Origin of the sequence: Lentzea sp. NPDC060358 (genome assembly GCF_042725365.1) — a bacterium.
Taxonomy (GTDB): domain Bacteria; phylum Actinomycetota; class Actinomycetes; order Mycobacteriales; family Pseudonocardiaceae; genus Lentzea.
Genome location: NZ_JBHXCW010000040.1, coordinates 1 through 24,975 on the forward strand (window position 1 = coordinate 1; position 24,975 = coordinate 24,975).

The 24,975-nt window shown below is 73.9% G+C and carries 26 protein-coding genes; 11 read left to right on the forward strand and 15 right to left on the reverse strand.

The genetic code is table 11. From position 1 onward, the window contains the following. Together ACFWGZ_RS11765 and ACFWGZ_RS11770 are read right to left on the reverse strand one after the other, a co-directional pair. Positions 1–1,094 (reverse strand): NADP-dependent oxidoreductase (locus tag ACFWGZ_RS11765; RefSeq protein ID WP_382451438.1); only part of this gene is annotated, 1,094 nt, incomplete at its 3' end. Continuing rightward, positions 1,091–2,386: a carotenoid oxygenase family protein gene (locus ACFWGZ_RS11770; protein ID WP_382451439.1), complete on the reverse strand. Its 1,296-nt coding sequence runs from the start codon at positions 2,384–2,386 to the stop codon at positions 1,091–1,093. The genes ACFWGZ_RS11765 and ACFWGZ_RS11770, both read right to left, overlap by 4 nt. An 81-nt stretch (positions 2,387–2,467) precedes the next feature. Here ACFWGZ_RS11770 and ACFWGZ_RS11775 point away from each other — a divergent pair, with 81 nt between their 5' ends. Further along, a complete protein-coding gene (locus ACFWGZ_RS11775) occupies positions 2,468–2,989 on the forward strand; it encodes a PadR family transcriptional regulator (RefSeq protein ID WP_382451440.1) in 522 nt (173 codons plus the stop codon). A 10-nt stretch (positions 2,990–2,999) separates the two neighbouring features. Here the strand turns inward: ACFWGZ_RS11775 and ACFWGZ_RS11780 are convergent, their stop codons facing one another. Then, a complete protein-coding gene (locus ACFWGZ_RS11780) occupies positions 3,000–4,742 on the reverse strand; it encodes a glycosyltransferase family 4 protein (protein ID WP_382451441.1) in 1,743 nt (580 codons plus the stop codon). Between the two features lie 71 nt (positions 4,743–4,813). On the opposite strand from ACFWGZ_RS11780, the gene ACFWGZ_RS11785 reads away from it, so the two are divergent. Then, positions 4,814–6,157 carry a glycosyltransferase gene (locus ACFWGZ_RS11785; RefSeq protein WP_382451442.1) on the forward strand — a complete coding sequence of 448 codons (1,344 nt, stop codon included), beginning with the start codon at positions 4,814–4,816 and terminating at the stop codon, positions 6,155–6,157. A 66-nt stretch (positions 6,158–6,223) separates the two neighbouring features. On the opposite strand, the gene ACFWGZ_RS11790 is transcribed toward ACFWGZ_RS11785, so the two are convergent. The 5 genes from ACFWGZ_RS11790 to ACFWGZ_RS11810 all read right to left on the reverse strand — a co-directional run bounded on the left by ACFWGZ_RS11790 (position 6,224) and on the right by ACFWGZ_RS11810 (position 10,276). Beyond that, positions 6,224–6,700: an SRPBCC family protein gene (locus ACFWGZ_RS11790; protein ID WP_382451443.1), complete on the reverse strand. Its 477-nt coding sequence runs from the start codon at positions 6,698–6,700 to the stop codon at positions 6,224–6,226. Positions 6,701–6,903: 203 nt separating this feature from the next. After that, on the reverse strand, positions 6,904–7,869 hold the full coding sequence (locus ACFWGZ_RS11795) for a hypothetical protein (RefSeq protein ID WP_382451444.1): 966 nt from the start codon (positions 7,867–7,869) through the stop codon (positions 6,904–6,906). Beyond that, positions 7,866–8,363: a SigE family RNA polymerase sigma factor gene (locus ACFWGZ_RS11800; RefSeq protein ID WP_382451445.1), complete on the reverse strand. Its 498-nt coding sequence runs from the start codon at positions 8,361–8,363 to the stop codon at positions 7,866–7,868. Before ACFWGZ_RS11800 ends, ACFWGZ_RS11795 begins: the two co-directional genes overlap by 4 nt. A 69-nt stretch (positions 8,364–8,432) precedes the next feature. Then, positions 8,433–9,677, reverse strand: a complete 1,245-nt coding sequence (locus tag ACFWGZ_RS11805; protein WP_382451446.1) for an amidohydrolase family protein — start codon at positions 9,675–9,677, stop codon at positions 8,433–8,435. A 20-nt stretch (positions 9,678–9,697) separates the two neighbouring features. Continuing rightward, positions 9,698–10,276 carry a TetR/AcrR family transcriptional regulator gene (locus ACFWGZ_RS11810; protein WP_382451447.1) on the reverse strand — a complete coding sequence of 193 codons (579 nt, stop codon included), beginning with the start codon at positions 10,274–10,276 and terminating at the stop codon, positions 9,698–9,700. Positions 10,277–10,361: 85 nt separating this feature from the next. Between ACFWGZ_RS11810 and ACFWGZ_RS11815 the strand changes: the two genes are divergently transcribed. Next, complete coding sequence (locus ACFWGZ_RS11815) at positions 10,362–11,243, forward strand: NAD-dependent epimerase/dehydratase family protein (protein WP_382451448.1); 882 nt, start codon at positions 10,362–10,364, stop codon at positions 11,241–11,243. 284 nt (positions 11,244–11,527) lie between these two features. Here the strand turns inward: ACFWGZ_RS11815 and ACFWGZ_RS11820 are convergent, their stop codons facing one another. After that, entirely contained in the window at positions 11,528–12,715 is a 1,188-nt protein-coding gene (locus ACFWGZ_RS11820; RefSeq protein ID WP_382451449.1) for an FAD-dependent monooxygenase, read from the reverse strand. A 56-nt stretch (positions 12,716–12,771) separates the two neighbouring features. Here ACFWGZ_RS11820 and ACFWGZ_RS11825 point away from each other — a divergent pair, with 56 nt between their 5' ends. Beyond that, on the forward strand, positions 12,772–13,281 hold the full coding sequence (locus ACFWGZ_RS11825; protein WP_382451450.1) for a MarR family winged helix-turn-helix transcriptional regulator: 510 nt from the start codon (positions 12,772–12,774) through the stop codon (positions 13,279–13,281). Here the strand turns inward: ACFWGZ_RS11825 and ACFWGZ_RS11830 are convergent. Beyond that, entirely contained in the window at positions 13,250–13,912 is a 663-nt protein-coding gene (locus ACFWGZ_RS11830) for a response regulator (RefSeq protein WP_382451451.1), read from the reverse strand. The two genes, ACFWGZ_RS11825 and ACFWGZ_RS11830, sit on opposite strands and share 32 nt — an antisense overlap. Further along, positions 13,909–15,108: a sensor histidine kinase gene (locus ACFWGZ_RS11835; RefSeq protein WP_382451452.1), complete on the reverse strand. Its 1,200-nt coding sequence runs from the start codon at positions 15,106–15,108 to the stop codon at positions 13,909–13,911. The genes ACFWGZ_RS11830 and ACFWGZ_RS11835 overlap by 4 nt, the downstream gene beginning before the upstream one ends. A gap of 107 nt (positions 15,109–15,215) precedes the next feature. Here ACFWGZ_RS11835 and ACFWGZ_RS11840 point away from each other — a divergent pair, with 107 nt between their 5' ends. Beyond that, on the forward strand, positions 15,216–17,204 hold the full coding sequence (locus ACFWGZ_RS11840) for a hypothetical protein (protein ID WP_382451453.1): 1,989 nt from the start codon (positions 15,216–15,218) through the stop codon (positions 17,202–17,204). 112 nt (positions 17,205–17,316) lie between these two features. On the opposite strand, the gene ACFWGZ_RS11845 is transcribed toward ACFWGZ_RS11840, so the two are convergent. Then, on the reverse strand, positions 17,317–17,973 hold the full coding sequence (locus ACFWGZ_RS11845) for a TetR/AcrR family transcriptional regulator (protein ID WP_382451454.1): 657 nt from the start codon (positions 17,971–17,973) through the stop codon (positions 17,317–17,319). Between the two features lie 92 nt (positions 17,974–18,065). Here ACFWGZ_RS11845 and ACFWGZ_RS11850 point away from each other — a divergent pair, with 92 nt between their 5' ends. Continuing rightward, positions 18,066–18,536 (forward strand): YybH family protein, encoded by a 471-nt coding sequence (locus ACFWGZ_RS11850; protein WP_382451455.1) that lies wholly within the window; start codon positions 18,066–18,068, stop codon positions 18,534–18,536. A gap of 214 nt (positions 18,537–18,750) precedes the next feature. Here the strand turns inward: ACFWGZ_RS11850 and ACFWGZ_RS11855 are convergent, their stop codons facing one another. Continuing rightward, positions 18,751–18,987 carry a hypothetical protein gene (locus tag ACFWGZ_RS11855; RefSeq protein WP_382451456.1) on the reverse strand — a complete coding sequence of 79 codons (237 nt, stop codon included), beginning with the start codon at positions 18,985–18,987 and terminating at the stop codon, positions 18,751–18,753. Positions 18,988–19,079: 92 nt separating this feature from the next. Here ACFWGZ_RS11855 and ACFWGZ_RS11860 point away from each other — a divergent pair, with 92 nt between their 5' ends. The 5 genes from ACFWGZ_RS11860 (at position 19,080) to ACFWGZ_RS11880 (ending at position 22,457) form a co-directional block, all read left to right on the forward strand. After that, a complete protein-coding gene (locus tag ACFWGZ_RS11860) occupies positions 19,080–19,238 on the forward strand; it encodes a hypothetical protein (RefSeq protein WP_382451457.1) in 159 nt (52 codons plus the stop codon). Positions 19,239–19,446: 208 nt separating this feature from the next. After that, a complete protein-coding gene (locus ACFWGZ_RS11865; RefSeq protein ID WP_382451458.1) occupies positions 19,447–19,845 on the forward strand; it encodes a molybdopterin-binding protein in 399 nt (132 codons plus the stop codon). A gap of 4 nt (positions 19,846–19,849) precedes the next feature. After that, on the forward strand, positions 19,850–20,617 hold the full coding sequence (gene modA, locus ACFWGZ_RS11870; RefSeq protein WP_382451459.1) for a molybdate ABC transporter substrate-binding protein: 768 nt from the start codon (positions 19,850–19,852) through the stop codon (positions 20,615–20,617). Next, on the forward strand, positions 20,614–21,414 hold the full coding sequence (gene modB / locus ACFWGZ_RS11875) for a molybdate ABC transporter permease subunit (RefSeq protein ID WP_382451460.1): 801 nt from the start codon (positions 20,614–20,616) through the stop codon (positions 21,412–21,414). The genes modA and modB overlap by 4 nt, the downstream gene beginning before the upstream one ends. After that, a complete protein-coding gene (locus ACFWGZ_RS11880) occupies positions 21,411–22,457 on the forward strand; it encodes an ABC transporter ATP-binding protein (protein WP_382451461.1) in 1,047 nt (348 codons plus the stop codon). Before modB ends, ACFWGZ_RS11880 begins: the two co-directional genes overlap by 4 nt. 10 nt (positions 22,458–22,467) lie before the next feature. Here the strand turns inward: ACFWGZ_RS11880 and ACFWGZ_RS11885 are convergent, their stop codons facing one another. Continuing rightward, a complete protein-coding gene (locus tag ACFWGZ_RS11885) occupies positions 22,468–23,910 on the reverse strand; it encodes a PepSY-associated TM helix domain-containing protein (RefSeq protein WP_382451462.1) in 1,443 nt (480 codons plus the stop codon). Positions 23,911–24,070: 160 nt separating this feature from the next. Further along, positions 24,071–24,865, reverse strand: coding sequence for an ion transporter (locus ACFWGZ_RS11890; protein WP_382451463.1), 795 nt, complete (start codon positions 24,863–24,865; stop codon positions 24,071–24,073). Positions 24,866–24,975 lie beyond the last annotated feature (110 nt).

Sequence of the window (24,975 nt, forward strand, 5' to 3'; positions counted from 1 at the left end):
CCCGGATCATCGCCGCCGCGAGCGCGGGTGAGGCGGCCGGCCGGCACCCCCTGGCCACCGACCGCGCGCAGCGGGACGACGACCTTGCCCTTGGCGCGGCGGGACTCGACGCGGGCGAACGCGTCGGCCGCGCGGTCGAACGGGTAGGTGCTGTCGATCTTCACACGCAGCACGCCGGTGTCGACCAGAGCCGCGAGCTCGCGCAGGTCGCCGCCGTCGGGGCGCATGGACAGGAACCGGTAGGAGTAGCCGCCCCGGCGGGCGCGCCGCCGCGGCCCGAGGGTGGCGAGCCGCAGCGCCGTCTCCAGCACCGCGGCCCGCCACGGGGCCATCGGGTAGTCGTGCCGGATGGACCCCGGGGTCGGCGTGGCCGACACGGTGACCAGCCGCCCGCCCGGCGCGACGACGTCCGCGAGCGCCGCGACGTCCCCGACCAGGTCCAGGACCTTGTCGAACCGCTCGCCGCCGACGGCGTCCACGTGGTAGTCGATCACCGTGGCGGCACCCAGGTCCCGGAGCAGGGCCTCGCTCGTGGCCGACGCCGTCGTCGTCACGGTGGCCCCGGCGTGTGCGGCGAGCTGGATCGCGACCATGCCGACCGAGCCGGAACCGCCCGTGACGAGCACGCGGTCCTCCGCCCGGACCTCCAGCGCGTCGCGGACCGCCTGCAGCGCGGTCGTCCCCGCCAGCGGAACCGCGGCGGCGGAGACGAAGTCCAGGCTCCGCGGCAGGGGCGCGACCAGGTCCTCCTCGACGACGACTTGGCCCGCGAGCGTTCCGAGCCGCGTCTTGGAGGTGCGGGTGAACACGGCGTCGCCGACGGCGAACGAGCGCACGTCCGAACCGAGCGCGACCACCACGCCGGAGCACTCGTTGCCGGGCACGAGCGGGAACCGGGCGGGGTGGGCGAACCGGAACCGGCCGGACCGCTGGAGGAGGTCGACGGGGTTGAGGCCGACCGCGCGCGTGGCGATGACGACGTCGCGCGGTCCGGGGCGCGGCGCCGGACGGGTGCCGAGGCGGAGCACCTCCGGTCCGCCGTAGCCGGTGAGCTCCCAGGCGAGCACGCCGCGATCCGGTCCGCGGGCGGTCATGCGTCCGGGAGCCAGTTGCCGTGGAAGCCCATCGGGACCCGCCGGGGCAGCTCGACCGACGCGACCGGCTCCAGGTCCCTCGCGTCGAGGACGAGCAGCTCGGACCCGCTCATGTCGTGCCGGGTGACGATGGACATGAGCCAGCCGTCGTCCTCGGTGCGCGCGTTCGCCCGGGGCACGAACTCCGCCTCGCTCGGCTGGCGGCCGGGATCGTGCACGGAGACGGCGCCCGACACGGTGTCGTACTTGACGATCTCCCGTTCGGTCACCGTGTAGAGGAACCGGCTGGGCCGGCCGACGCGGTCGTCGTTGACGGTCGGGAACTCGACCATGCGGTCGTCGAGCCGGTCCTCCGCGACCGCGCCGGTGCCGGGGTCGAGCGTCCAGCGGTGCAGGGTCGTGCCGCCGGTCTCCGCCGCCGGGTTGCTGCTCCTGCTGATCTCGCCCCACATGGTCTTGAACTGCAGCCGTGAGTAGCGCACGGCGTCGAGCACGATCTTGCCGTCCTGCTCGTAGGCGTTGCCGACGTGGAAGACGTAGCACGGCTCGATCTCGAACCACCGCACGTCACCGCCGCCGCGGGGCATCACGCCGAGGCGCGCGCCGTAGTCGTCGTCCCACCGGTACGGCAGTCCCGGCGCCCGTGGATCGCCGTCGAGCACCGCGGGCAGGTCCAGCCACACGACGAAGCTCTCGGTGATCGCGAAGTCGTGCATCATCGTCGGGCCGGGCACCTCGACGTGCCGGGACTCGGCCAGTTCGCCGGCGGCGGTGATCCGGTGGTAGGTCAGGTGCGGCGGTACCCGGCCGTAGCCGAACACGTGCAGGTCGCCGGTGACCGGGTCCTCCTTGGGATGCGCGGTCATCGCGGTCGTCAGCCTCCCGCCGTAGTCCCACGGGCCGACGGTCTCGAGCTCCGGTGTCATCTCGTACGGCAGCCCCGCCTCGACCAGCGCGAAGATCTTGCCGGCGTGCCGGATGACGTGCGTGTTGGCGCTCGCGACCCGCAGGTCGGGGCCGTCCTCGGTCCACCGCGGCTCGCCGGCGAGCTTCGCCGTGCGCACCCACCGGTTGCGGTACCACTCGGCGCGGCCGTCCCGGAGCCGGACGCCGTGGATCATGCCGTCGCCGCCGAAGAAGTGCGCCGCGTCGCGTCCCGGCGGCGGGTTGGGGCCGTTGCGGAAGTACCGGCCGGTCAGCTCGGCCGGGATGCGGCCGCGGACCGCGAGGTCGACGGCGTCGGTCTCGTCCGCCACAGGGGTGAGCAACCCCTGCGTGTACGCACTGCTCATGCTCCACCTTCCAGAAGTGACATGTCAAAACTAGAAGGTCGTGATTCGACATGTCAACGGTGGAGTGTCAGGATGGCCGGCATGAGCCTTCGCCACGCCGTGCTGGGCATGCTGGCCTCGGGCCCCGCCAGCGGGTACGACCTGATGAAGCGCTTCGACCTCTCACTCGGCAAGGTCTGGACGGCCACGCAGAGCCAGGTCTACGGCGAGCTCGCGAAGCTGGCCGCGGACGGCCTCGCCGAGGCCGCGGCGGAGGGCCCGCGCGGCCGCAAGGAGTACGCGATCACCGGGGCGGGCCGCGACGAGCTCCTGCACTGGATGACCGGGGTCGACCCCGAACCGCCCCGCCGCAACGCCATGCTGCTGAGGGTCTTCTTCCTGCACCTCCTGCCGGCCGAGCAGGCGGTCGCCTACCTGCGCAGGCAGGCCGACCTCGCAGCGCAGCGGCACGCCGAGCTGGCCGCGCTCGCGGACCTGGCCGAAGCGGGCGAGGACGGCCAGGAGGCCCGCTTCGGCCGGATCGCGCTCGAGCACGGCCTGCGCCTGCACGCCCTCGGCCAGGAGTGGGCGGCCTGGGCCGAGGACCAGGTCGGGCGGGCGTGACGCGGGCCGGTCAGCCCGCCAGCCGGCGGTAGAGCGCCGCGAACGGCTCCGCCACGGCGTCGATGTGGAAGCGCTCGCGCACGGTCCGTTGCCCGGCCGCCGCGACGTCCGCGGTGGTGGCGCCGAGGCCGACGACGCGGTCCAGGCCCTCGCCGAGCGACCGCGCGGACGACGTGTCGACCAGGAACCCGTTGCGCCCCTCGTCCACGTAGCACGACAGGCCGCCGCGCTGCGGGCCAACGGCGAGCAGCCCGGCCTCCATGGCCTCGAGCACGGCGATGCCGAACTCCTCCTTGGCGCTGCTGCACGCGTAGACGTGCGGTGCGCCGGAGGCGGCGGGACGGGCCGCCAGCTCGTGCTGCAGCCTCCGGATGGCGTCGTTGGACCAGGCGTGCAGCACGGCGAGCCGGCCGCGGGCCGCGGGAGCCGAGCGGGCCAGGGCGAGGACCTCGTCGAGCACCGCCTGCTCGTCCGGCGTGCGGTCCGTGGAGGACCCGCCGATGACCACCAGCGCGGTCCGGTGGTGCAGGCCCGCCTCCAGCCACGCCCGCACCAGCAGCGGCTGCTGCTTCATCGGGTGCAGCCGCCCCACGTTCAGCAGCACGGGCAGGCCCCGCGCCGAGTCGTCGAGGCGGGGCAGGGCCGACGGGGCGAACAGCTCGGGCACCAGTGGCCGCCCGGTCCGCGCCGGGCCCGGGGTGATGCCCTCCTCCAGCGCCAGGACGGTGTCCGGGGTGAGCTGCGGGAAGTGCTCGAGCACCTCGTCCTGCCGGCCACCGATGGTGATCACCTGGTCCGCGCGCCGCACGAGGTGGTCGGCGGCGCGCACGCGGTGCAGGTCGAACCGCATGGCCGTGAGGTCCGCGGCGTCGTCGGGGTGGCGCTCGGCGAGGTGGCGGTGCGGGTCCGGGGTGACGGTGAAGACGAGCTTCGCACCGAGCAGGCGTGCGGCGTCGGCCACGGCGAGCGACCCGTCGTCGGAGTAGCGGACGTGCACGACGTCGGGCGTCAGCCCGCACCGGGGCAGCAGCCTGCTCAGCCACCACGTGATGCCGGCCCGGTGCCGGGCCATCTCCGGCTGGGCGAGCGCCACCGGCGAGTCGACCGGCACGTGCACCGTCCAGTGGTCGTGCTCGGAGGACTTGACGACGGCCACCGCGGTCGGTTCGGGGGCGAGGACGACCGTGACCACCCGGCCGATGTCCTCCCTGCTCACCAACGCGACCGCCAGCGACGACAGGAACACGGTGAGCCCGCCGCTCGCGCCCTCGCCCGGCCGCGCGGTGCCACCGAGGAGCATGGCCTGCGCGACCACCGGCCCCGTCGCGGGAGGAGCCTGGGGGAGCGGCACGTCGTCGTGCAGGAGGTCGAGCATCAGCTTCTCGTAGGGGGAGCTGGGGCAGTCGTCCACCGGCTCGCCCAGCGAGTCGAGGTAGCGCCACAGCGCCGGGCCGCCGGCGGTCCCGCGCGCCTCGTCCGCGTCCAGCGGCGCGAGGCGGTGCAGGGCCGCGAGGTCGAGCAGGTCCGCGACGACCTCGCGGTCCTCAGTGGACAGGGCCGCCCGGCGCAGCTCGGCGGTCGCCGCCCCGGCGCCGTGGTGCCGCACCACCGCCGGTATCTGTTCGCACGTCAGCGAGAACGCCTCGGGGCTCGGGTCCCGCACGAAGGCGCCGATCAGGTTCCGGGGGTCCGCCGGTGTCGTCCCGGCGCTCCTGGTCTCCAGCTCACGCAGTACTTCCGGATGTGTCCGCACATCCTCTTGTTCGAACCGGATCGCCGCTTGGATCGAACAATTTTCGAGCAGTGCCAACGAGGAGGAGACCAGTGTCACGGTTTGCCGTTGTCAGCCCGCCGTTCCACTCGCACGCCCAGCCGATGTCGGTCTTCGCGACGGCGCTGAGCCGAGCGGGAGCGCGGGAGGTGACGTTCGCCTGCGGGCCGGAGTTCGCCGGTCTCGCCCCGGAACTCCCTTTCGCGGCAATGAGAACCACCCGCGACTCGAACAGCGGCATCGCCGAGCGGACCGAGCAGGACGCGCGCTCGGCCCAGCAGCTCACCGACTTCCTCGTTGCCACCCAAGGGGGTGCGGCGGCGGCACTGCTCGCGCAGACGCGCCGGCGCAGGGCGGAACCACTCGCCGATCCCGGCCAGGTGCTGCACCACCTCGCCGCGCTGCACGAACGGCTGCGGCCCGACTGGTACGTCGTCGACCAGATCGACTACGCCACAACGCTTGCGCTGCACGCACTCGACCTGCCGTTCGTGTCCTTTGTGACCGGACACCCGACCTACCTGGTCGCACGGGACAACCAGTTCTTCGGGCTGCCGCAGGCATGGCCGTCGGCGGTGCGCGTGCCACCCGCGGAGCTCGCGGAGCTGGCCGCGGAGGTGCGCCAGACGGATCTCGCCTTCACGGCGTCGTACACCCGGTTCCTGCGCGAGGCCGCGCCCTCACGGCCGGTGCCGCGTCGTGCGTTCGCACTCACCTCTTCCCGTGCCGCGGTGGTGAACTACCCGGACCTGCCCTGGCTGCCGCCGTTGCCGCAGCAGCAGCGGCAGATCTTCCTCGGCCACTGCACGACCCCTGCCGAGCTCGACGACGTCTGGCTCGACCGGGTGCGCGGCCGCCGGGTCCTGCTGGTGGCGCTCGGGACCTTCCTGTCCGCGCGGCACGACGTGCTGCGCAAGGTGGTCGAGGGCGCCCTGCGGATCCCGGACCTGACCGTGGTGGTCGCCGCGGGCGGCCGGGTGGCCGAGCTCGCCGACCTGGCGGAGAACCCGCGGGTGGTGCTGGAGTCCGTCGTCCCGCAACGCGCGCTGCTCCCGCACGTGGCCGCGATGGTGCACCACGGTGGCAACAACTCGTTCACGGAATGCCTCGCGGCGGGGGTGCCCGCCGTCGTCCTGCCGTTCTCCAGCGACCAGTTCGCCATCGCCCACGACGCGGAGCGCTCGGGGGCGGGCGTGTGCCTGGACCCGAACGCGGCCACGCCCGAGGACGTGACGGCCGCGCTGGGATCGGTGCTGCGCGAGGAGAACCCGTTCGCGCAGCTGAGGGACGCGGTGCGGGCCGCGGGACCGGACCGGGGCGCCGAGCAGCTGCTGGCCGCGCTCGATGCGCGCCCGCAGGCCCCGTCCGTGCCGCCGAGGCTCCTCCGCCCGTCATGAGTCCATGGTTGCCCGGCACCCGAGCGCGTGCACGACGAGCCGGTCCGCGATCCCGCCCGGCCGTGGTCAGCGCCGGGTCGTGACCCACTCCGCGAGCGCCGCGAGCGTGGTCTCGACGCTGGCGGCCATGTAGTCGCGCAGCGCGGTCAGGTCGTCACGGGTCTCGCCGAGGACGGGGTCCAGGCGGAGCAGCCGCCACGACTGCTCCGCCACGGTGCCCCGGCCCTGGGCGCGCATCGTCCAGCGCCATTCGACGATGCCGTCGACGACGAAGGCGAACACGGCGCCGGGCTCGGCCGCCACCACCTGGGAGCGGCTCGTCCACTCCTTGTCGCCGCGGCGGTTGCGACCGCTGAACCACGCGCCCGCCTCCGGCCCGTCGCCCTCGTCGTAGGCGACGTCGCTCGCGGTCGGGCTCCACCGCCCGATCGCGGACACGTCGCTCACCAGCCCGTAGACGTCGGCGGGGGTGGCGTCGACCCACGCCTGCCGGGTGAAGGCGAAGCCGGCCGGGTCGAGGGTCTCTTGCACCGTGCTGGTCATGGAAGTCCTTTGGTCGTGGGGGAACAACGCCATTGGACCGGTCGTGCGCGGCGCGCAGCCAACCCCGCCTCTGCGTATCCGCGGCAGGAGCAGGGTGCTCAACGCGTCCGCCGGGTGCGGTCAGCGCGTGCGCTGTGTGCGCGTCGCGCTCGCGGTGCTGGTGTGGCGCGATGGTGGTCCGCCAGGTGTTCGAGGACGCGTGCTCACCGGTCCCGCGGGACGACGCCCACCTCCCAGTCGCCCGTGACGCGCTCGGTGATCACGGTGATCGTGACGCTCTGGCCCTGCGCGAACTGGAGTTCGCCCTTCGCCGCGTTCGGGAAGATCTCCATCGAACTGACCTCGTAGGACCAGCCGCGCAGGTCGATCACCTCGACGCCGTCGACCAGCACCCGGAGCCTGCCGGGCGTGTTCAGCTGGGCCCGCATCCCGCTGCTGCCCGGCCAGGTGACGGGGAACTCCCTGCGGCCGGCGGGGTTCGCCGGGTCGGACCGGAGCTCGACCTCGGGTGCCGGGTACTTCGGCTCGAACGTCTCGAGCGTCTGCGGGCGGGGAGGGAACGGATACTCGTCCACCGGGACCGCCTCGCCGATCCCGACGGCGAACGAGCCGCTCGCGGGCGGCGGGAGCACCGGGAACGGGTCCTCCGGGGTGGGCGAGCCCTGCCTGCCGACCACCGTCAGGACGATGACCGAGGGCTGTCCCAGCACCACGCCGAAGTCCTCCGGTACGGTCGGGTGGCTCGTGGCCCCGCAGCTGCTCTTCCCCGTGTACGGGTGGTCGTTGATCGTCGTGCTGATGACGAGGAGGTCGTCGGAGCCGGTCTCGCACCGGGTGAACACCGAGAGGTCGAGCGACTTCGGCACGAACCGCAGGGTGACCGTCGTGGCCGGCAGGTCCCCCCACGCCTGGCCGACGAGCCTGGTGCCGAGCTGGTACTCCGGCAGGCTGCGCGGCGGCACCGCGGGCCCTGGCAGGGCCTGCGGGCGGGGGAGGGTCGCGTAGACGATGCCGACGAGGGCGAGCACCACGCACGCGGCGCCGGCGACCGCCCGCTTCCTGCGGGTGGACGACACCCGTGCCCGCACCCCCGCCATCCGCGCCTCGTGCGGGGAGTCCGGCAGCTGGGCGCGGTCGCGCAGCACCTCGGTGAGGTCGGTCAGGTTCATCGCCGCACCCCTTCGAACGTGGTGATCGTGCCGTCGAGCCGCAGCTTCGCGAGCGCCTTGCTCGCCTGGCTCTTGACCGTGCCGACGGAGCAGCCGAGCAGCGCGGCGACCTGCGCCTCGGTGAGGTCCTCGTAGAACCGCAGCACCACCACCGTCCGCTGCCGGCGCGGCAGCCTGCCCAGCGCCTGCCACAGCCACTCGCGCTCGTCCACCGCGTCCTGCGGTGCCGCGCCGGGGCGTTCCGGCAGCTCGCCGGTCGGTTCCTCGCCCCGCCACCGGCGCCGCCACCAGGTGGCGTGCACGGTCACGACGATCCGCCGCACGTACGGTTCGGGATCGCCGTCCACGCGGCCCCAGGCCCGCCACGCTTTCGCGAGCGCGGTCTGCAGCAGGTCTTCCGCGTGTCCGGTGTCCCGCGTGAGCAGGAACGCCAGCCGCAAGAGCCGCGGGGACGCCTCCGCCACGAACTCCTCGAACCCCTCAGGTGAGCGCACCACTTCCGGCCCTTCGACTCGGTCCGTCGTCGCTACTACCAGTCGGGCCGAGGGAATGGTTGCCCCGGATCAGATTCTCTTGCGACGCCGGCGCACGGCCGCGACGACTTCCGCCACCCGAGCGTCGAACGCGGCGATCTGCTCGGCCTCGGCGGCACTCGCCGCGAAGGCGTGCCGGTCGCACTGGACGCCCCCGCGCCAGATCCGCTCGATCGCGCGCGTCGCCGTGATGTCCGCCAGCGGGTCGCCGGACACGAGGACCAGGTCGGCGCGCAGCCCGGGCGCGATCCGCCCGCGGTCGGCGAGACCGAACACCCGGGCCGGCACGGACGTGGCGGCGGCGAGGGCCCGCGCCGGACGGAGGCCGCAGCGCACGAGCAGCTCCAGCTCCCGGTGCAGGCTCGCGCCGAACACGGTGCCGGGGTTCGGCGCGTCGGTGCCCGCCAGCAGGGTGACCCCCGCTTCCGCCAGGCGCCGCACGGTGTCCTCGGCCCGCGCGTAGGGCGGCCCGCCGAACTGCGGGACGTCCTCGCTCAGCCGGCGCACCCAGGTGTCCCCGAGCACCCCGGCGAGCCGCGGGTCGGCGGCCACCGCCGCGCCACCGGGTTCGCCGAGGGTGTTCTCGACCGTGGCGAGCGTCGGGCCGACCGCGATCCCGGCCGCGGCGATGCGCGCGATCAGGGCGTCGCCCAGCGGGGCGTCCACGGGGACGTGCGCCACCACGCCGACCCCGGCCGCCACGACCTGCTCGACCCCGGCGACCGAGCTCACGTGACCGACGACGAGCAGGCCGCGGGCGTGCGCGGCGGTGACCAGCGCGGTGACGGTGGCGTCGTCGAGCGCCGGCCACTGCCCGCCGACGCCGGAGACGACCTTCAGGTGGTCGGCGCCCTCCGCGACCCGGTCCGCGACGAACCCGCCGGCCTCGGCGGCGCTGGTCAGCGTCGGGATCGGCGCGTACACCAGGGACGGGTGCCCGCCCGGCGCGGTGGCACCGATGCCCGACGACCGCACGTCGGCGACGTCGTCGCCGGCCGCCCGGCGCCTGGCCGCGGCCACCACGTCCGGCTTGCTGAACATGTCGAGCACGGTCGTGACGCCGAAGGCCAGCGACTGCTCGAGCGCACCGGGCACGAGGTGCACGTGCGTGTCGACCAGGCCGGGCAGCACCGTGCCGCCCCGCGCGTCGACCACCTCGTCGCCCGGCCGCGGCGCGGAGTGCTCGGTGATCACCCCGTCCGCGAACCGGACCGACGTCGCGTCCCGGAGTCCCGCCCCGTCGAACACGCGGGCGTTCACGATCGTCGTCGGCACCGCTGCTCCCGCCCGGCCGCTCAGTGCAGCGCCGCGCTCGCCGCCCGCAGCTCGTCGAGCGCCTTGCGCAGGTACCCGGCGAAGTCCGACTCGGGCGCGCGGTCGCCGTCGGACCACTGCGCGTACCCCCGCTTGAACGCGAGCAGGCCCAGCTCGCTGGCGAGGGCGGCGGTCGGGTCGGGCACGCCGCGCGCGACCAGGGCGGTGGTCATCGCGGCCGCCAGGCTGACGCTCTTGAGCGCGTCGCGCTCCCGCAGCTCGGCGCTCGCGGCGACGGCGGCCTTCAGGCGCGGGGCGAGCTCGCGGCTCATCGGGCCCATCGCGGTCGAGGCGCGGTCCAGGCCGGAGGCGACCGCCTCGAGCGGGCTCGCGCCGTCCGGAGCCTCGGCGATGCCCTCGGCCAGCAGGCGGCACAGCGTCTCCTGGCCCGCCACCAGCAGCTCGCGCTTGTCGGGGAAGTGCCGGAAGAACGTGCTCTTGGTGACCCCGGCGCGTTCGGCGATCTGCGCGACCGTCGTGGCGTCGTACCCCTGCTCGGTGAACAGGTCGACGGCGGCGACGACGAGGCGTTCCCGCGCGCCCGGTTCCCAGCGGCCCATGGGCCCAGCATACGTGACGGGACCTTTGTCCCATCACTCTGGTACGGTCATGGGACAACAGTCCCATCACTTGCGGGAGAGTTCCATGCGCGTCTTCATCACCGGTGGCACCGGCCTCATCGGGTCGGCCGTCGTCGCCGAGTTGCTCGCCCACGGCCACGGCGTCCTCGCGCTGGCCCGGTCCGACGCCTCCGCCCAGGCCGCGGCGGCGGCCGGTGCCGAGGTGGTCAGGGGAGGGCTGGCCGACCTGGACGTGCTGCGCACCGCCGCCGCCCAGGCCGACGGCGTGATCCACCTGGCCTTCGCGAACGACTTCAGCAGCCCGCAGGCCCTGGCCGCCGCCGTCGCCGAGGAAGGCGCCGCCCTCGCGGCCCTGGGCGAGGCGCTCACCGGCACGGACCGCCCGTTCGTCGTCTGCTCGGGCACCCCGGCCGCGCCGGGCCGGGCCGCCACCGAGGACGACCCGATCCCGACCGACGGACCGGTCGGCGGCCGCGGCCGCGCCGTCGGGGGAGTGCTCGCCCTCGCCTCGCGCGGGGTCAGGGCCTCGGCCGTCCGGCTGCCGCGCACCGTCCACAACGAGGGCCACGGCGGGTTCGCCGGGCTGCTCACCGGCATCGCCCGCCAGACCGGTGTCTCCGGCTACGCGGGCGACGGCACGCAGCGCTGGCCCGCCGTGCACGCCCTCGACGCCGCCGTGCTCTTCCGGCTCGCCCTGGAGAAGGCGGAGGCCGGCACCTCCTGGCACGCCGTCGACGACGAGGGCGACCAGGTGCGCGACATCGCGGCCGTGATCGGGCGGCGGCTCGGGCTGCCGGTCGAGCCGGTGCCGGCGCAGACCTACGGGCCGCTCGGCGTCATCTTCGCCGCCGACCAGCCCGCGTCGAGCGCCCGCACCCGCGAGGTGCTGGGCTGGAAGCCGCAGCACCCGTCCCTGCTGGCGGACCTGGAGAACCTCCAGCCCTGACGGGTGCGGCGGGTCCGTGCGAGGGGAGTCGCGGCCGGGAGACCCGGAGGCGACGCGAGCGCATCCGGGCGTCCCGGAGGCGGCGCGCGTGTATCCGGATGTCCCGAAGGCGGCGCGGGTGTATCCGGATGTCCCGGAGGCGGCGCGCGTGTATCCGGATGTCCCGAAGGCGGCGCGGGTGTATCCGGATGCCCAGGGAGACGCCGCCGCGGTGCCCTCATGCCGGGCGTGTTCGGGCCTTCTGCGGGGGCCCTCGGTCGCGACTGCCGCGGGCCAGGCTCTGGCTAGGCGCGGGCCGTGATCGGCGGCAACGCCCGGTCGCTGGCGGCGACCTGGGTGATCTTGGCCGTCAGCGGCGCCAGCAGCCGCGAGGTCATGACCTTGTCCGCCACCCGCCGCAGCCGCAGGCCGAGCGCCGTCCGCGGGTAGGCGAAGGGCACCATCCAGCCCGGGAAGTTCTGCACGTCGTCGACGAGGGGCCGGAGCCACTCCTCGTAGGCGGCGAGCGCGGTCTCCGCCTCCGGGCTCGTGGAGAGCTGGGCCGCCAGCACGTAGCCGCTCACCAGCGCGAGGGAGGCGCCCCCTCCGCCCAGCGGCGTGACGCACCACGCGGCGTCGCCGACGAGGCACACCCGCCCGCGGTGCCAGGTGGGCATCCGGATCTGGGTGAGCTGGTCGACGTAGACGTCGGCGGAGCCGTCGAACCCGTCGAGGACGCGGCGGGACTCCCAGCCGGCGTCGGTGAAGCGGTCGCGGAAGTGGCGCAGGGCCTCGGCGCGGCCGAGGTCGCCGAGGTCGCCGGTGCAGGCGAGCATCGCGCGGGTCGTGCCGTGGTTGTCCGGGCGCAGGTGGACCTGCCGCCCGCCGGTCGTGGTGTACCAGCGCCACCGGCGGTCGTCGTCCGCCGTGCGCGGGATCGTGCCGAAGACGATCGCGATGCCGAGGTCGCGGCGGTCCACGAGGCCGCCGAACAGCAGGTCGCGGGTGGACGAACGCACGCCCTCGGCGATCACGAGCAGGTCGGCGCGCAGCGTGCGGCCGGACGCCGTGGTGATCGTGACGTCGGTGTCCTCCGAACCCTCGTCGACCTCGGCGATGGTGTCGCCGTAGACCATCTCGACCCCGCCGGGCAGGTTGTCGAGGATCGTGCGGGCGAAGTCGCCGCGCAGCACCTCGAGCTCGGCGGTCGCGCCGTCCGGCCCGTCGGAGGGCAGCTCCGCGAGCACCCGGCCTGCCGAGTCGACGAACACCGTGCCGGTCTCGGTGGTGTTCTGCGCCCGGACCGCCTCGGTCAGCCCCATCCTCGCGAGCACCTCGCGGGCGGTGCCGCGCACGTCGACGTTCTGCCCGCCGTCGCGGAAGGACTCCGCGCGCTCCAGCACGGTCACCTCCCACCCGGTGCGCCGCAACCAGAACGCGGCCGAGAGCCCGGCGATGCTCGCGCCGGAGACCACCGCGTGCCGTGTCGTCATGTCCCACTCCCCTTGGTAGCTTTGCAGCAAAGCTACTTCGGTGTGAAGGGACGTGCATGACGGACGTCGACCCGCTCTCCGCGGACTGGTCGCCGGCCCAGGTCGAGGTGATGCACCGCCTGCGCGACTGGGTCGTCGGGTTCACGGCGCTCAACCAGCACCTCGCCGCGTGGATGCGGCTGCCGGTCTCCGACGCGAACGCGCTGGGCCAGATCATCTGGGCGGCCGAGGCCGGGGAACCGCTCTCACCGGCCCGGCTGGCCCGGCAGATCGGCATGACCACCGGCGCGACCACGATCCTGCTGAACCGCCTGGAGACCACGGGGCACGTCGTGCGCAGCCGCGAGAGCGCCGACCGCCGCCGCGTCACGCTCCGCCCGGCGCCCGGCTCGCGCGAGCAGGCCCGCCGGTTCCTCGCCCTCGCCGGAGCGGAGGTCGCGGACGTCCTCGGCACCACCCCGCCGGGCGAACTCCGTGCCGTGGCGTCGTTCCTGGCGCGGATCACCGCCGCGACCGCCGAGGCGGACGGGCGGCTCAGCGCGGCGGCCGGCTCGCGAACCCCGTGAGGTGGGCGTAGGCCACGGCGTGGGTGCGGTCGCGCAGGCCGAGCTTGCGCAGGATGCTCGACACGTGCGACTTCACGGTCTCCTCGCCGACGTGCAGGAGCCCGGCGATCTCGGAGTTGGTGTGCGCGCGGGAGAGCAGGAGCAGCACCTCGCTCTCCCGCGCGGTCAGCCGGTCGAGGTCGCTCGGTGCGGCGGGGGCGCTCAGCGTGTCGGCGAACCGGGCGAGGTGCCGCCGCACGATCGACGGGTCGATCAGCACGTCGTCGCGCGCCGCGATGCGCACCGCCGCGATCATCTCCTCCGGCGGCATGGACTTCAGCAGGAACCCGCGCGCTCCGGCGCTCATCGCGCGGTGCACGTACTCGTCGGTGTCGTGCGTGGTCAGCACGACGACCCTGGTGCGGTTGCCGGGCGCGGCCAGGATCGCCGACGCCGCACCGAGACCGTCGCGCCGCGGCATCCGGATGTCGAGCACCGCGACGTCCGGCCGCAGCCGCAGCGCCGCGTCCACGGCCTGGTCCCCGTCGGCGACCTCGGCCACGACCTCGATGTCGTCCTCGGTGTCGAGGATGGCGCGCAGCCCGGAGCGGAAGACCGCGTGGTCGTCCGCGACCAGGACGGTGATGGTCACTGCGGTCCTCCGAGGGGGAACGAGACGGCGGTCCGCCAATTCTCCCCGCCCGGCGGCGCACCGCCCTCGACGACCCCGCCGAACTCGTCGGCACGGGCCCGGATGCCCGCCAGGCCACGGCCCTCGCGGGGCGCCGTCCGAGCGGGGATCCCCGATGCCGCAACCTTTTCCGGCGCGAGCGGGTTGACCGTCTCGATCTCCAGCCCCTCACCGGTGTGGCGCACCGCGACCTCGATCGGCCCGCCGTGTCCGTGGCGCAACGCGTTGGTCAGCATCTCCTGCACGATCCGGAACACCGCGGCGTCGAGTCCCGGCGGCAGGGCGCGCGGCGTCCCGGACACGTCCAGGCGCACCTCCAGTCCCGTCTCCCGCAGGCGTTCCAGCATCGTGCCGATGTCGGCGAGACCGGGGTCGCGCGCCGCCTTCGGCCGCTGGCCCAGCAGGAGGTCGAGCATCTGCCGCAGGTCGTGCAGCGCCGTGCGGCTGGAGTCCTCGACGGACCGCACGGACCTCAGCGCGGATTCGTCGCCGGCGGTGCGGGTGAGTCGCAGCCGGGCCGCGCCGGCGTGCACGCTGATGGCGCTGACGTGGTGGGTGATCACGTCGTGCAGGTCGCGGGCGATGGCGGCGCGGTCCTCGGCGATGGCCGCGTCGACCGCCTCCTTCGCCTCGCGCTCCTCCTGCTCCGCCCGGCGTCTCATCTCGTCGAGGTAGGCGCGGCGGGAGGTGGTGTAGCGGCCGACGAGCCACGAGATCAGCACGGTCTTGGCCGCGGACAGCAGGACGTACCAGTCGAGCGCGTACCCGCGGGTGAGGTGGGCCAGCACCATCCCGCCGATCACCACCAGCAGCGGGACCACTGCCCGGCGGCCGCGCAGCCAGGCGCCGGCCCGGTAGGAGGCCACGAGGACGCCGGTCTCGTTCAGCCGCAACGTGCGCGGCCCGCCGAGCAGCAGCGCCACCAGCGCGTTGAACAGCACAGCGACGATCGCGACCGCGCCCGACCACTTCGTCCGCGACGCGAGTGCCGCGTCGACGGCCACGATCCCCAGCAGCGCCACCACCCACGCGCCGTCGACCGGGAGGTCCTGCACGAGGAACGACAGCACGTCGGCGATCGCGCAGACCACGGCGATGAGGACGGACTGGCGCTGCAGCTTGGTCCTGGCCAGGGACAGCGAGGGGCTGGTGATCACCTGCCGACGATGTCAGGCCGCGCCCGCGGCGGCATCCCTCGCGCGGGGGAGACGGTTCTCCTCGCCGAGGGGAAGATCGCGATCCCGGGAGTTCCTAGGTTTCGGTCATGCCTTCGATCAAGCCTTCCCGCCGGGTGGTGGCCGCCGGTCTCGCCGCAGCCGTGCTGCTCGGCCTGGCCTTCCTGGCCGTCCGCCCGGAGCAGGCTCTCTCCGTGCCCGACGGCGCGCGTGCCGGTTCGCTGACGACCGAGCCGTGCGACTTCGACACCGAGGCCGGCGCCGTCCCCGCCGACTGCGGCACGCTCGTCGTCCCGGAGAACAGGCGCGACCCCGCGTCCGACCTCATCGCGCTGCCGGTCGTCCGGATCCGCACCACCTCGGCCACTCCCGGCGCGCCGGTGTTCCGGCTCGTCGGCGGGCCCGGCACAACGAACCTGGACTTCCCCCAGGCGAGCAGGCTGCGCGACGTCGGCGACGTCGTGCTCGTGGGCTACCGCGGCGCCGACGGGTCGCGCCGCCTCGACTGCCCGGAGGTCGCCTCGGCGATGCGCTCCGCGGACGGCCTCACGGCCGAGAAGACGCTGCCCGCCACCACGAAGGCGTTCGAGCAGTGCGCCAAGCGCCTCACCGACGACGGCATCGACCTCACCGGCTACTCCATCGCCCAGCGGGTCGACGACGTCGAGGCCGCCCGCACCGCACTGGGCTACGGGCGGATCAACCTGTTCAGCACGAGCGCGGCCACCCGGACCGCGATGGTCTACGCGTGGCGCCACCCCGAGTCGCTGAACCGGTCGGTGCTGGTCGGGGTCAACCCGCCCGGCCACCTGTTCTGGGACCCGGCCACCACCGACTCGCAGTTCGGCCAGTACACCGAGCTGTGCAGGGCCGACGAGTCCTGCTCCGCGCGCACCTCCGACCTCGCCGCCTCGATCCGGCAGGGCGCCGCCTCGATCCCCGACGGGTGGGGACCGCTGTCCATCAAGGACACGAACGTCCGCATCCTGAGCCAGTACGCCATGCACAACAACGGCAAGGGGTCCGCCCCCAACAGCGCCCCCACCGTCCTCGACGCCTACCTCAGCGGCGACGCCGGAGCCCTGTGGGCGATGTCCGTCCTCGCCGACATCGCGCTGCCCGACGGCATGGTGTGGGGTGAGGTGGCCTCGTTCACCATGATCGACTCCCCGGTGCTCCAGCGGTACTACGACGCGGGCGGCGACCCCGGCTCCATCCTCGGCAACGCCTCGACCGACTTCCTCTGGGCGGGCTCCGGTCGCGCGGGCGTGTGGCCCGACAGCCCGGACAACGCCGAGTACCGCACCACCCGCCCCACCGACGTCGAGACGCTCGTCGTCAGCGGCGAGGTCGACTTCTCCACCCCGTCGCAGTTCGCCACCGACGAACTGCTCCCGTCGCTCAAGCGCGGCAAGCAGGTCGTGCTCCCCGGTCTCGGCCACTCGGGCGACTTCTGGGAGCACCGCCCGGAGGCGAGCGAGGAGATGCTCACGAAGTTCTACCGGTCGGGCGAGGTCGACAGCTCCGGCTTCGACAACCGCCCGATCGCCTTCGCCGACGTCCCGTTCACCATGTCCGCCATCGCCCGGCTCCTGGTCGGCGGCGCGGTCGGCGGCGCGGTGCTCGGTCTCCTCGTGCTCGGCCTGCTGTTCCGCGCCTCCCGGCGGCGTGACGGCTTCCGCCCGCGGGCGAGCGCCTGGATCCGGTTCGCCACCGCGCTTCCGCTCGGGCTCGGCGGCTGGCTGCTCGGCGTCCTGCTGACCTGGACGGTCGACCCCGGCGACTTCCTCTTCAGCGCCACCGCGATCGTGCCGGGCGTCGGCCTGCTGGTGGGACTCGGCGCCGTGCTGGCGGTAGACCGTCCCGAGTGGACTCCCCGGTGGCGGCGCGCGGCGCTGGTCGTGGTCGGCGCGGCACTGGCGGGCGCGTTCCTCGGCGTCCTCGCGCTGCCCAGCCCGGGAGCGCCGGCCACCGCGGTGCTCGGTGCCGCCGCGGCCGCGAACCTGGCGCTGGTCCTGGGAGTGCGCGCGAACCGGGGGATCGGGCGCGACCCGATCGCGGTACCGCAGGCGGGGTGATCTTCGAAGCGGGCGTCGCGATTCCCGAGAGTCCTTCCCGGCGCTGGGCAGCGTCGTCTTCCTGGTGGTGGACGGGACGCGCGACCGGGACCGCAAGGCGCTGAGGGCCTGATCACCCGCCCCGCACCGCGGGCAGACCCGTGGCCGTGGCCACGAGGAAGCCCCGCAGTGCGGGGCGGAACGGCGGGAACACCGCGGCGATCGCGGGTTCGCGCGCGTACAGCTCGGCCAGTGCCGCGGGCGGGCGGGTGATCGGGTGGAGCCTGCCGACGAACGCCCCGGCGGCGAACACCACGGACGCCCCCTCCTGCCCGCTCAGCTCCGGGCAGGCGCGGACGATCCGCTCGCCCACCCGGCCGTACACGCCGATCGCCCACAGCTTGTAGGTGTGCAGCACCTCGAGCGAGACGTTGTGCTCCAGCACGGTCTCCGCGTGGCTGATCAGGTCGCAGTACAGCGGCCGGTCGCCGAAGGAGTCCGCGAGCACGGTGGCCATCTGCTCGATGCCCGCGGCCGTCTCGAGCCCTTCGGTCACCGCGTCGGCCCACTCGGTGCCCAGGCGCATCGCGAGCTGCAGGTAGATCTCCTCGCGGGTGCCGAAGTAGCGCAGGACGTTCGACTTCACCAGCCCGACGGCGGCGGCGATGTCGCCGAGGCTGACCCGCGTGACGCCGGCGTCGAGGGCCAGGTCGCGGGCGGCGGCGAGGATCGCCTCGCGCCGCTGCTCCTTCTGCTCCGGGTGCCGTGCCCGGCGGAATGACGCGTCCATGTGAGACGGCACCCTACCAACCCGCTTGGTTAAAAGTACGGTGTTCTCTTATGGTGGCGCCACGCCGTCCCGACCCGAGGGGCCGAGATCCGATGAACCCTGCCCCGAGCTCCCTGTCCGCGACCGTCGACGAGTTCGTGGAGGCGTTCAACGTCAACGACCTCGACCGCGTCATGGCGTTCTTCGCCGACGACGCCGAGTACCAGCCGGGCGACGGCGCCACGCACCGCGGCAGGGACGCCATCCGCGCGGAGTTCGCACCCCAGTTCGCCGGCCGCTACGGCGCGATGAGGTTCGACGTGCACGACAAGGTCGTCGACGAACCGGGGCGGCGGGTGGCGATCCGCTGGGCGTGCCGGATCGACGTCTCCCGGCCGCGCGGCGTCTTCCTCCCCCTGCGGCTGATGGGGTTGCTGCGCCACGGCCCGCGCATGGTGTGGCAGGGGATGGACGTCTTCCACTTCGACGCCGGCGGCGCGATCACCGGCAAGTACACCTACGCGCACTTCAAGGTCCCGCCGATGACGCGCGACCGGGAACCGGCGTGGGTGTCCGCCGGCTAGCCGCACCTCCGCGCTGTCGTGCCGGTTCGTCCACGGCCGTCCTCGGCGGTCGATCCGGCAGGGCCGGCTGGTCGGCCACCCGCGGGCCGCTGCGGGCCGCTACCCCGGTGACCCGGAACGGACGGCCGCGCCGGGGTCCGGGGACGAGCAGAAGCTCGACCTGCTGCGCGTCGTCGGGTCGCAGCGGAGGGGCAGCTGCCGGGCCTGACCCGCCCTACGGCTGACGGGGCCCGGCCGTGCGGGCGGAGGCGTGCAGGCACGTCCCGGCCAGCAGGACCAGCGCGCCGCCGAAGACCAGCGTGAACGTGCCCGTCGCGGTGCCGGACACGACGCCCAGCAGGCCCATGAGGTCGACGGCGTGGCGCACCGCGCGGCAGTTGGGCTGCCACTGCTGGGAGGCCGCGGGCTGCGCCGGTCGCGTGGCTGCCGGGGCGGTGCTGAGCATGGTCATGGTGGTCCTTCGGCAGCGGGCGGCAGGGGTGTCTCGCAGCGCGCGGTTACCCACGGGGGACCGGGTTCACACCGGGTTCACCCGGTCGGTGGGTGAGGTCCTCCGTCACAGACCGGCTCGACGAGGAGGCCGCCCGGCACGGCCCGCGCGGCGGCTGGTGCGACGCGCTCACCGGCCCGGTGGTCGCCACGGCGCTGCAGCGCATCCACCGCGCCTCGCAGTGGACTTCCCGCACTCGCGTCGTGCGGTGAGAGACGTTGACCGGCTCCCGCGTGGGCATCGAGGTCCACGCCCTCACGGTATGACCCAGGGAGTTCCGCCGGAAGCCGCACCGCCAGAATGCCCGCACCTGCGGTCATCAGGCCGCATCGGTCCCGTGCTCGCGGACCCAGATCACGATTCGACCCGCAAACGCCTCTCGACATTGAGTCCGCAGGTGCGGCATCTACGATGGCCACCGTGCCGAATCTGCGGATCAGCGAAGCGGCCGCCCTGCTCGGGGTCAGCGACGACACCGTGCGGCGGTGGGTGGAGAACGGGCGCCTGGCGTCGACCACGCTCGACAATGGGCGCAAGGCCATCGACGGCAAGGAGCTCGCGGCGTTCGCGCAGCGGATGACCGACACGGCCGAGCCCGGGATCACCGTCGCCGCGTCCGCGCGCAACCGGATGCGGGGGATCGTCACCCGCGTGCTCAAGGACGGCGTGATGGCGCAGGTCGAGATGCAGGCCGGGCCGTTCCGGATCGTGTCGCTGATGAGCCGCGAGGCCGCCGACGAGCTCGGGCTCGAGGTCGGCAGCGTCGCCGTCGCGTCGATCAAGTCCACCAACGTCGTCGTCGAGATCCCGGAGGCCTGAGCCCATGACCAGAACCCCGTGCGGCGTGGTCGTGGCCGCCGCCCTGCTGCTCGCGGGCTGCGGGTCCGGGGCCCAGGGCTCCAGCGCCCCGGGGGTCACCGGTGACCTGACCGTGTTCGCGGCGGCCTCGCTCACCGAGACCTTCACCCGGCTGGGCGCGGACTTCGAGACCGCGAACCCCGGCACGAAGGTCAGGTTCAACTTCGCCGGCAGCTCCGCGCTCGCGCAGCAGCTCAACCAGGGCGCGCCCGCGGACGTGTTCGCCTCGGCCGCGCCCGCGAACATGAAGCAGGTCACCGACACCAAGGCCGTCACGGACACGCCGGCGACGTTCGCGAAGAACGAGCTCGCGATCGCCGTGCCGAAGGGCAACCCCGGCAAGATCACGGGTCTGGCGGACTTCGCGGTGGCGGACCGGAAGATCGCGCTGTGCGCCGAGCAGGTTCCCTGCGGTGCCGCGGCGAAGAAGGTCTTCGAGGCCGCGAAGGTGACGCCGCGGCCGGACACGCTGGAGCAGGACGTGAAGGCCGTGCTGACCAAGGTCTCGCTCGGCGAGGTCGACGGCGCGCTCGTCTACCGGACCGACGTGAAGGCGGCGGGGGACAGGGTCGAGGGCATCGACTTCGCCGAGGCCGGCCAGGCCGTCAACGACTACCCGATCGCCGCGGTCGCGAAGGCGCCGAACGCGGCGGCGGCCAAGGCGTTCGTCGCGTTCGTGCTCTCCGACCAGGCCAGGTCGGTGCTGACCGCGGCGGGCTTCGGCAGCCCGTGACGCGCCGACTGCGGCGAGGCCGGCTGCCGGTCGTCCTCGCCCTTCCCGCCTTCCTCGGCCTCGCGTTCCTGCTCGTGCCGCTGGCCGGGCTGCTCGTGCGGGCGCCGTGGGGGAGCCTCACCGGGCAGCTCCTGAGCGCCGAGGTCGGCGAGGCGCTGAAGCTCTCGCTGCTCTGCGCGTCGCTCGCCACGGTGCTGTGCCTGCTCCTCGGCATCCCGCTCGCGTGGCTGCTGGCGCGATCCGGTCTGCCGGGCCGGGGGTTCCTCCGCGCCCTGGTGACGGTGCCGCTGGTGCTGCCGCCCGTCGTCGGCGGCGTGGCGCTGCTGCTGGTGCTCGGCCGCAGGGGGCTGATCGGCGAGCACCTGGACGCGTGGTTCGGCATCTCGCTGCCGTTCACCACGGCCGGTGTGGTGGTGGCCGAGGCGTTCGTCGCCATGCCGTTCCTGGTGATCTCGGTCGAGGGGGCGCTGCGCGCGGCCGACCCCCGGTTCGAGGAGGCCGCGGCCACGCTCGGGGCGTCGCGCTGGCTGACGTTCCGCCGGGTGACGCTGCCGTCCGTGCTGCCCGGTGTCGTGGCGGGCGGTGTCCTGTGCTGGGCGCGGGCGCTGGGGGAGTTCGGCGCCACGATCACGTTCGCCGGCAACTTCCCCGGCGAGACGACGACGATGCCGCTCGCCGTCTACCTCGCCCTGGAAACGGATCCGGACGCGGCGATCGTGCTGAGCGTCGTGCTGCTGCTGGTGTCCGTCGGGGTGCTGGCCGGGCTGCGCGACCGGTGGATCAGCGGGCCGGCATGACCCTGACCGCACAGCTGCGCGTCACGCGCGGGACCTTCAGCCTCGACCTCGACCTGACCATCGCGCCGGGCGAGGTCGTCGCCCTGCTCGGCCCGAACGGTGCCGGCAAGTCGACCGCCCTGCGCGCGCTGGCGGGCCTGCTCCCGTTGTCCTCCGGGCACATCGGCACGGGGGAGTCCACCTGGGACGGTCCGGCGGCCTTCCTGCCGCCCGAACGGCGCCCGATCGGCGTGGTGTTCCAGGACTACCTGCTCTTCGCGCACCTGTCGGCGCTCGAGAACGTGGCGTTCGGCCTGCGCGCCCGCGGCACCCGCCGCACCGAGGCGCGGGCGCGGGCCGCCCGGTGGCTCGACCGGGTCGGGCTCGCCGGGCACGAGCAGGCCAAACCCCGTGCCCTGTCGGGAGGTCAGGCGCAGCGGGTCGCGCTCGCCCGCGCCCTCGTCACCGGCCCGAGCCTGCTCCTGCTGGACGAACCCCTGGCGGCCCTGGACGCGAGCACCCGCCTGCAGGTGCGGTCCGAGCTGGGCCGCCACCTCGCGGACTTCGGCGGCCACACGCTGCTGGTCACCCACGACCCGCTGGACGCGATGGTGCTCGCCGACCGGCTGGTGATCCTGGAGGACGGCCGCGCCGTGCAGCAGGGCTCCCCGGCCGAGGTCGCCCGGCAGCCGCGCACCGGCTACGTGGCGAACCTCGTCGGCCTGAACTTCTACCGCGGCACCGCCACCGGCACCTCGGTCGCCCTGGACGGCGGCGGCACCCTCACCATCCCCGCGCCGGTCGACGGACCGGTGCACGTGGTGTTCCCGCCGACCGCCGTGGGCCTGCACCCGGACCGGCCGACCGGCAGCCCGCGCAACACCTGGCCCGTCACGGTCGCCGCGATCGAGCAGCACGCGCACACGACCCGCGTCCGGCTCGACGGCGCACCGGACGTCCTGGCCGACATCACCACCGCCACACTCGCCGACCTGCGGCTGCGGCCGGGCGACGAGCTGTGGGCGGCGGTGAAGGCGACCGAGACGCACGCCTACCCGGTCTGAACCGCGCCGGTCACTCCTCCTGCCCGGCGGCGACCGGCGTGCGCGCCGCGCCGCGGGCGCGGACGAGGCCGATGATCCCGTCGACCACGAGGAACGCCACCAGGCTGATGCCGAGCAACGGGACGGCGATGCCGACCGCGATCAGCACCAGCGGTGCCGGGATCACGAACCACAGCGGCAGCTGCTGCCACCCGCCGCGCCGGGGAGCGGTGCCGAACGGCGCGCTGCGGTCGGCGCGGGTCGGGCGGCGCTGCCACCACATCCGGTAGCCGAAGAAGATGAGCGCGAGGATCGTCCCGGCCAGCAGCAGGAGCGCGATCTGGTTCGCCAGGCCGAACAGCAGGCCCATGTGCGCCATGATGCCCCAGGAGGACAGCTTCGCGAGGAACGGCCGGTCGGCGAAGTCGGCGCGGGCCGTCACGGTGCCCGTGGACGGGTCGACGGCCGCCTTGTCCTGGCGGATCGGCCAGGTCTGGTCGGTCTGCGCGACGGACCAGGCGCTGCCCGGCGTCGCGGCCGGGGCGACCTCGACCGGTCCGTCCAGGCCCGCGGTGCGGCCGGCGGCGAGCACGCGGTCGAACGTGTCGGGGTCCACCGGCTCGGTGCTGCCGGCGGTGCCGTTGTGGGCGGCGTGCTCGCTCGACGCGACGGGCGCGGAGCCGGGCAGCGCGGTGTCGAGCACGGGGGCCTTGGCGTTCAGCGCGACCAGGGCGGCGCTGAAGTTCTCACCCGCGTACGTCGACCAGGTGAGGCCGGTGGCCGACAGGAACAGCGCGCCGACCAGCGCCCAGACGCCGAGGCTGCCGTGCCAGGACCGGGTCCTGCGCACGCCCTTGGCGCCCTTCTCCGGCAGCAGCAGGGCACGCGCCTTGCGGCGGGAGGTGCGGCGGCGCGCCAGCCACAGCACGAGACCGACGACCGACAGCACGCCGAGCCAGCTGGCCGCGAGCTCGGAGTAGAGGTTGCCGACCGCGCCGAGCTGGAGGTCGCGGTGGAACTGGTCGAGCCACGTCACGGCCGGCGTGGCGCCCGCCCACGTCGTCAGCTCGCCCCTCACCTCGGCGGTGTACGGGTTCACGTAGACGGTCTTGCTGTACTCCTCGGCCAGGCCGGGAGCGGAGAAGACGACGCGGGTCGTGGCCTCCGGGTCGTCGAAGAGCTGCACCGCGGTCACGGTGCCCTCGGGCAGCGCCGCCTGCGCGGCCGCCACCTGGTCCGAGACGGGCCTGGCCGCGCCCCCGGTGGGCTCGACCCAGAGCTTGTCGCCGTAGAGGACGTCGTCGACCTGCGGCGCGAACGCGTAGAGCATGCCCGTCAGGGCCGCGACGACGAGGAACGGGCCGACGAGCACCCCGGCGTAGAAGTGCAGCCTGCGCAGCAGCGGCACGACCGAGATCGGGGTGGTGCGAGTCGTCTCTTCAGTTCTCTCGAGCTCGACCGGGGGAGCGGACATGCGGCACCTCTGCGGGGAAAGGGAGTGCGATCTTGCTGCACTGGTCGGACGCGGCCCCGCTCCGGTTCCCGGCGGACGCAAGTTCTTTCGATGTGATGACTTCAGTGTTGACCAAAATGAATCGATCGCCGCGGACAGGCGGGTCCGGTCGCCCCGGAGATCACACAGACGCCTTGGAGCGCAACGCTTCCACGTCCTCGCGGAGCTTGCGGACCTCGGCGAGGATCTCCAGGGTCGCAGCCATCTCCTCGCGGTCGTGCTCGGCGTGCTCCTCGGTCATCTGGGTCTGCATCGCGCTGACGGCCACCGCGATGAACAGGTTCAGCACGGTGAACGACGTGACGACGAGGTAGCCGACGAAGAAGATCCACGCCATCGGCTTCTCGGCCATCACCTGCCGGGCCACCTCCGACCACGCCTCGCCCGTCATGACCTGGAAGAGCGTGAACAGCGAGTCGCCCAGGTCGCCGAAGTACCCCGGCGCGACCACGCTGAACAGCTTGGTGGCGATCACCGCCGACACGTAGAGCACCAGCGCGAGCAGCGCCGTGATCGACGCCATCCCCGGCAACGCGGTCAGCAGCGCCGCCACGACCCGGCGCATGCTCGGCACCACCGACACGAGCCGCAGCACGCGCAGCACCCGCAGGGCGCGCAGCACCGAGAACGTCCCCGACGCCGGCAGCAGCGTGACGGCGACGACCGCGGTGTCGAACCAGTTCCACGGGTCGCGGAAGAAGTCCCTGCCGTACGCGCCGAACCGCAGCGCCAGCTCGACGACGAACGCGGCGAGCGCGAGCCGGTCGACCAGGTGCAGGACGTCCCCGAACGACGCGAGCAGCGCGGGCGACGTCTCGGCGCCCAGCGTGGCCGCGTTGACGAGGATCACCGCGGTGATCACCTTGTTGAACCACGGTGCGTCCACCAGGACGCGCAACCGACCACTCGGGACCAACGGGGGACTCCTGGCGCGGAGGCGGACGAGACGAAGATCAACCTAGCGAGCGGGCCCGCGCCGCCGGCGCTTCGCCCGTTCGGCCGCTTTCCCGTCTCAGCCGGTCGATC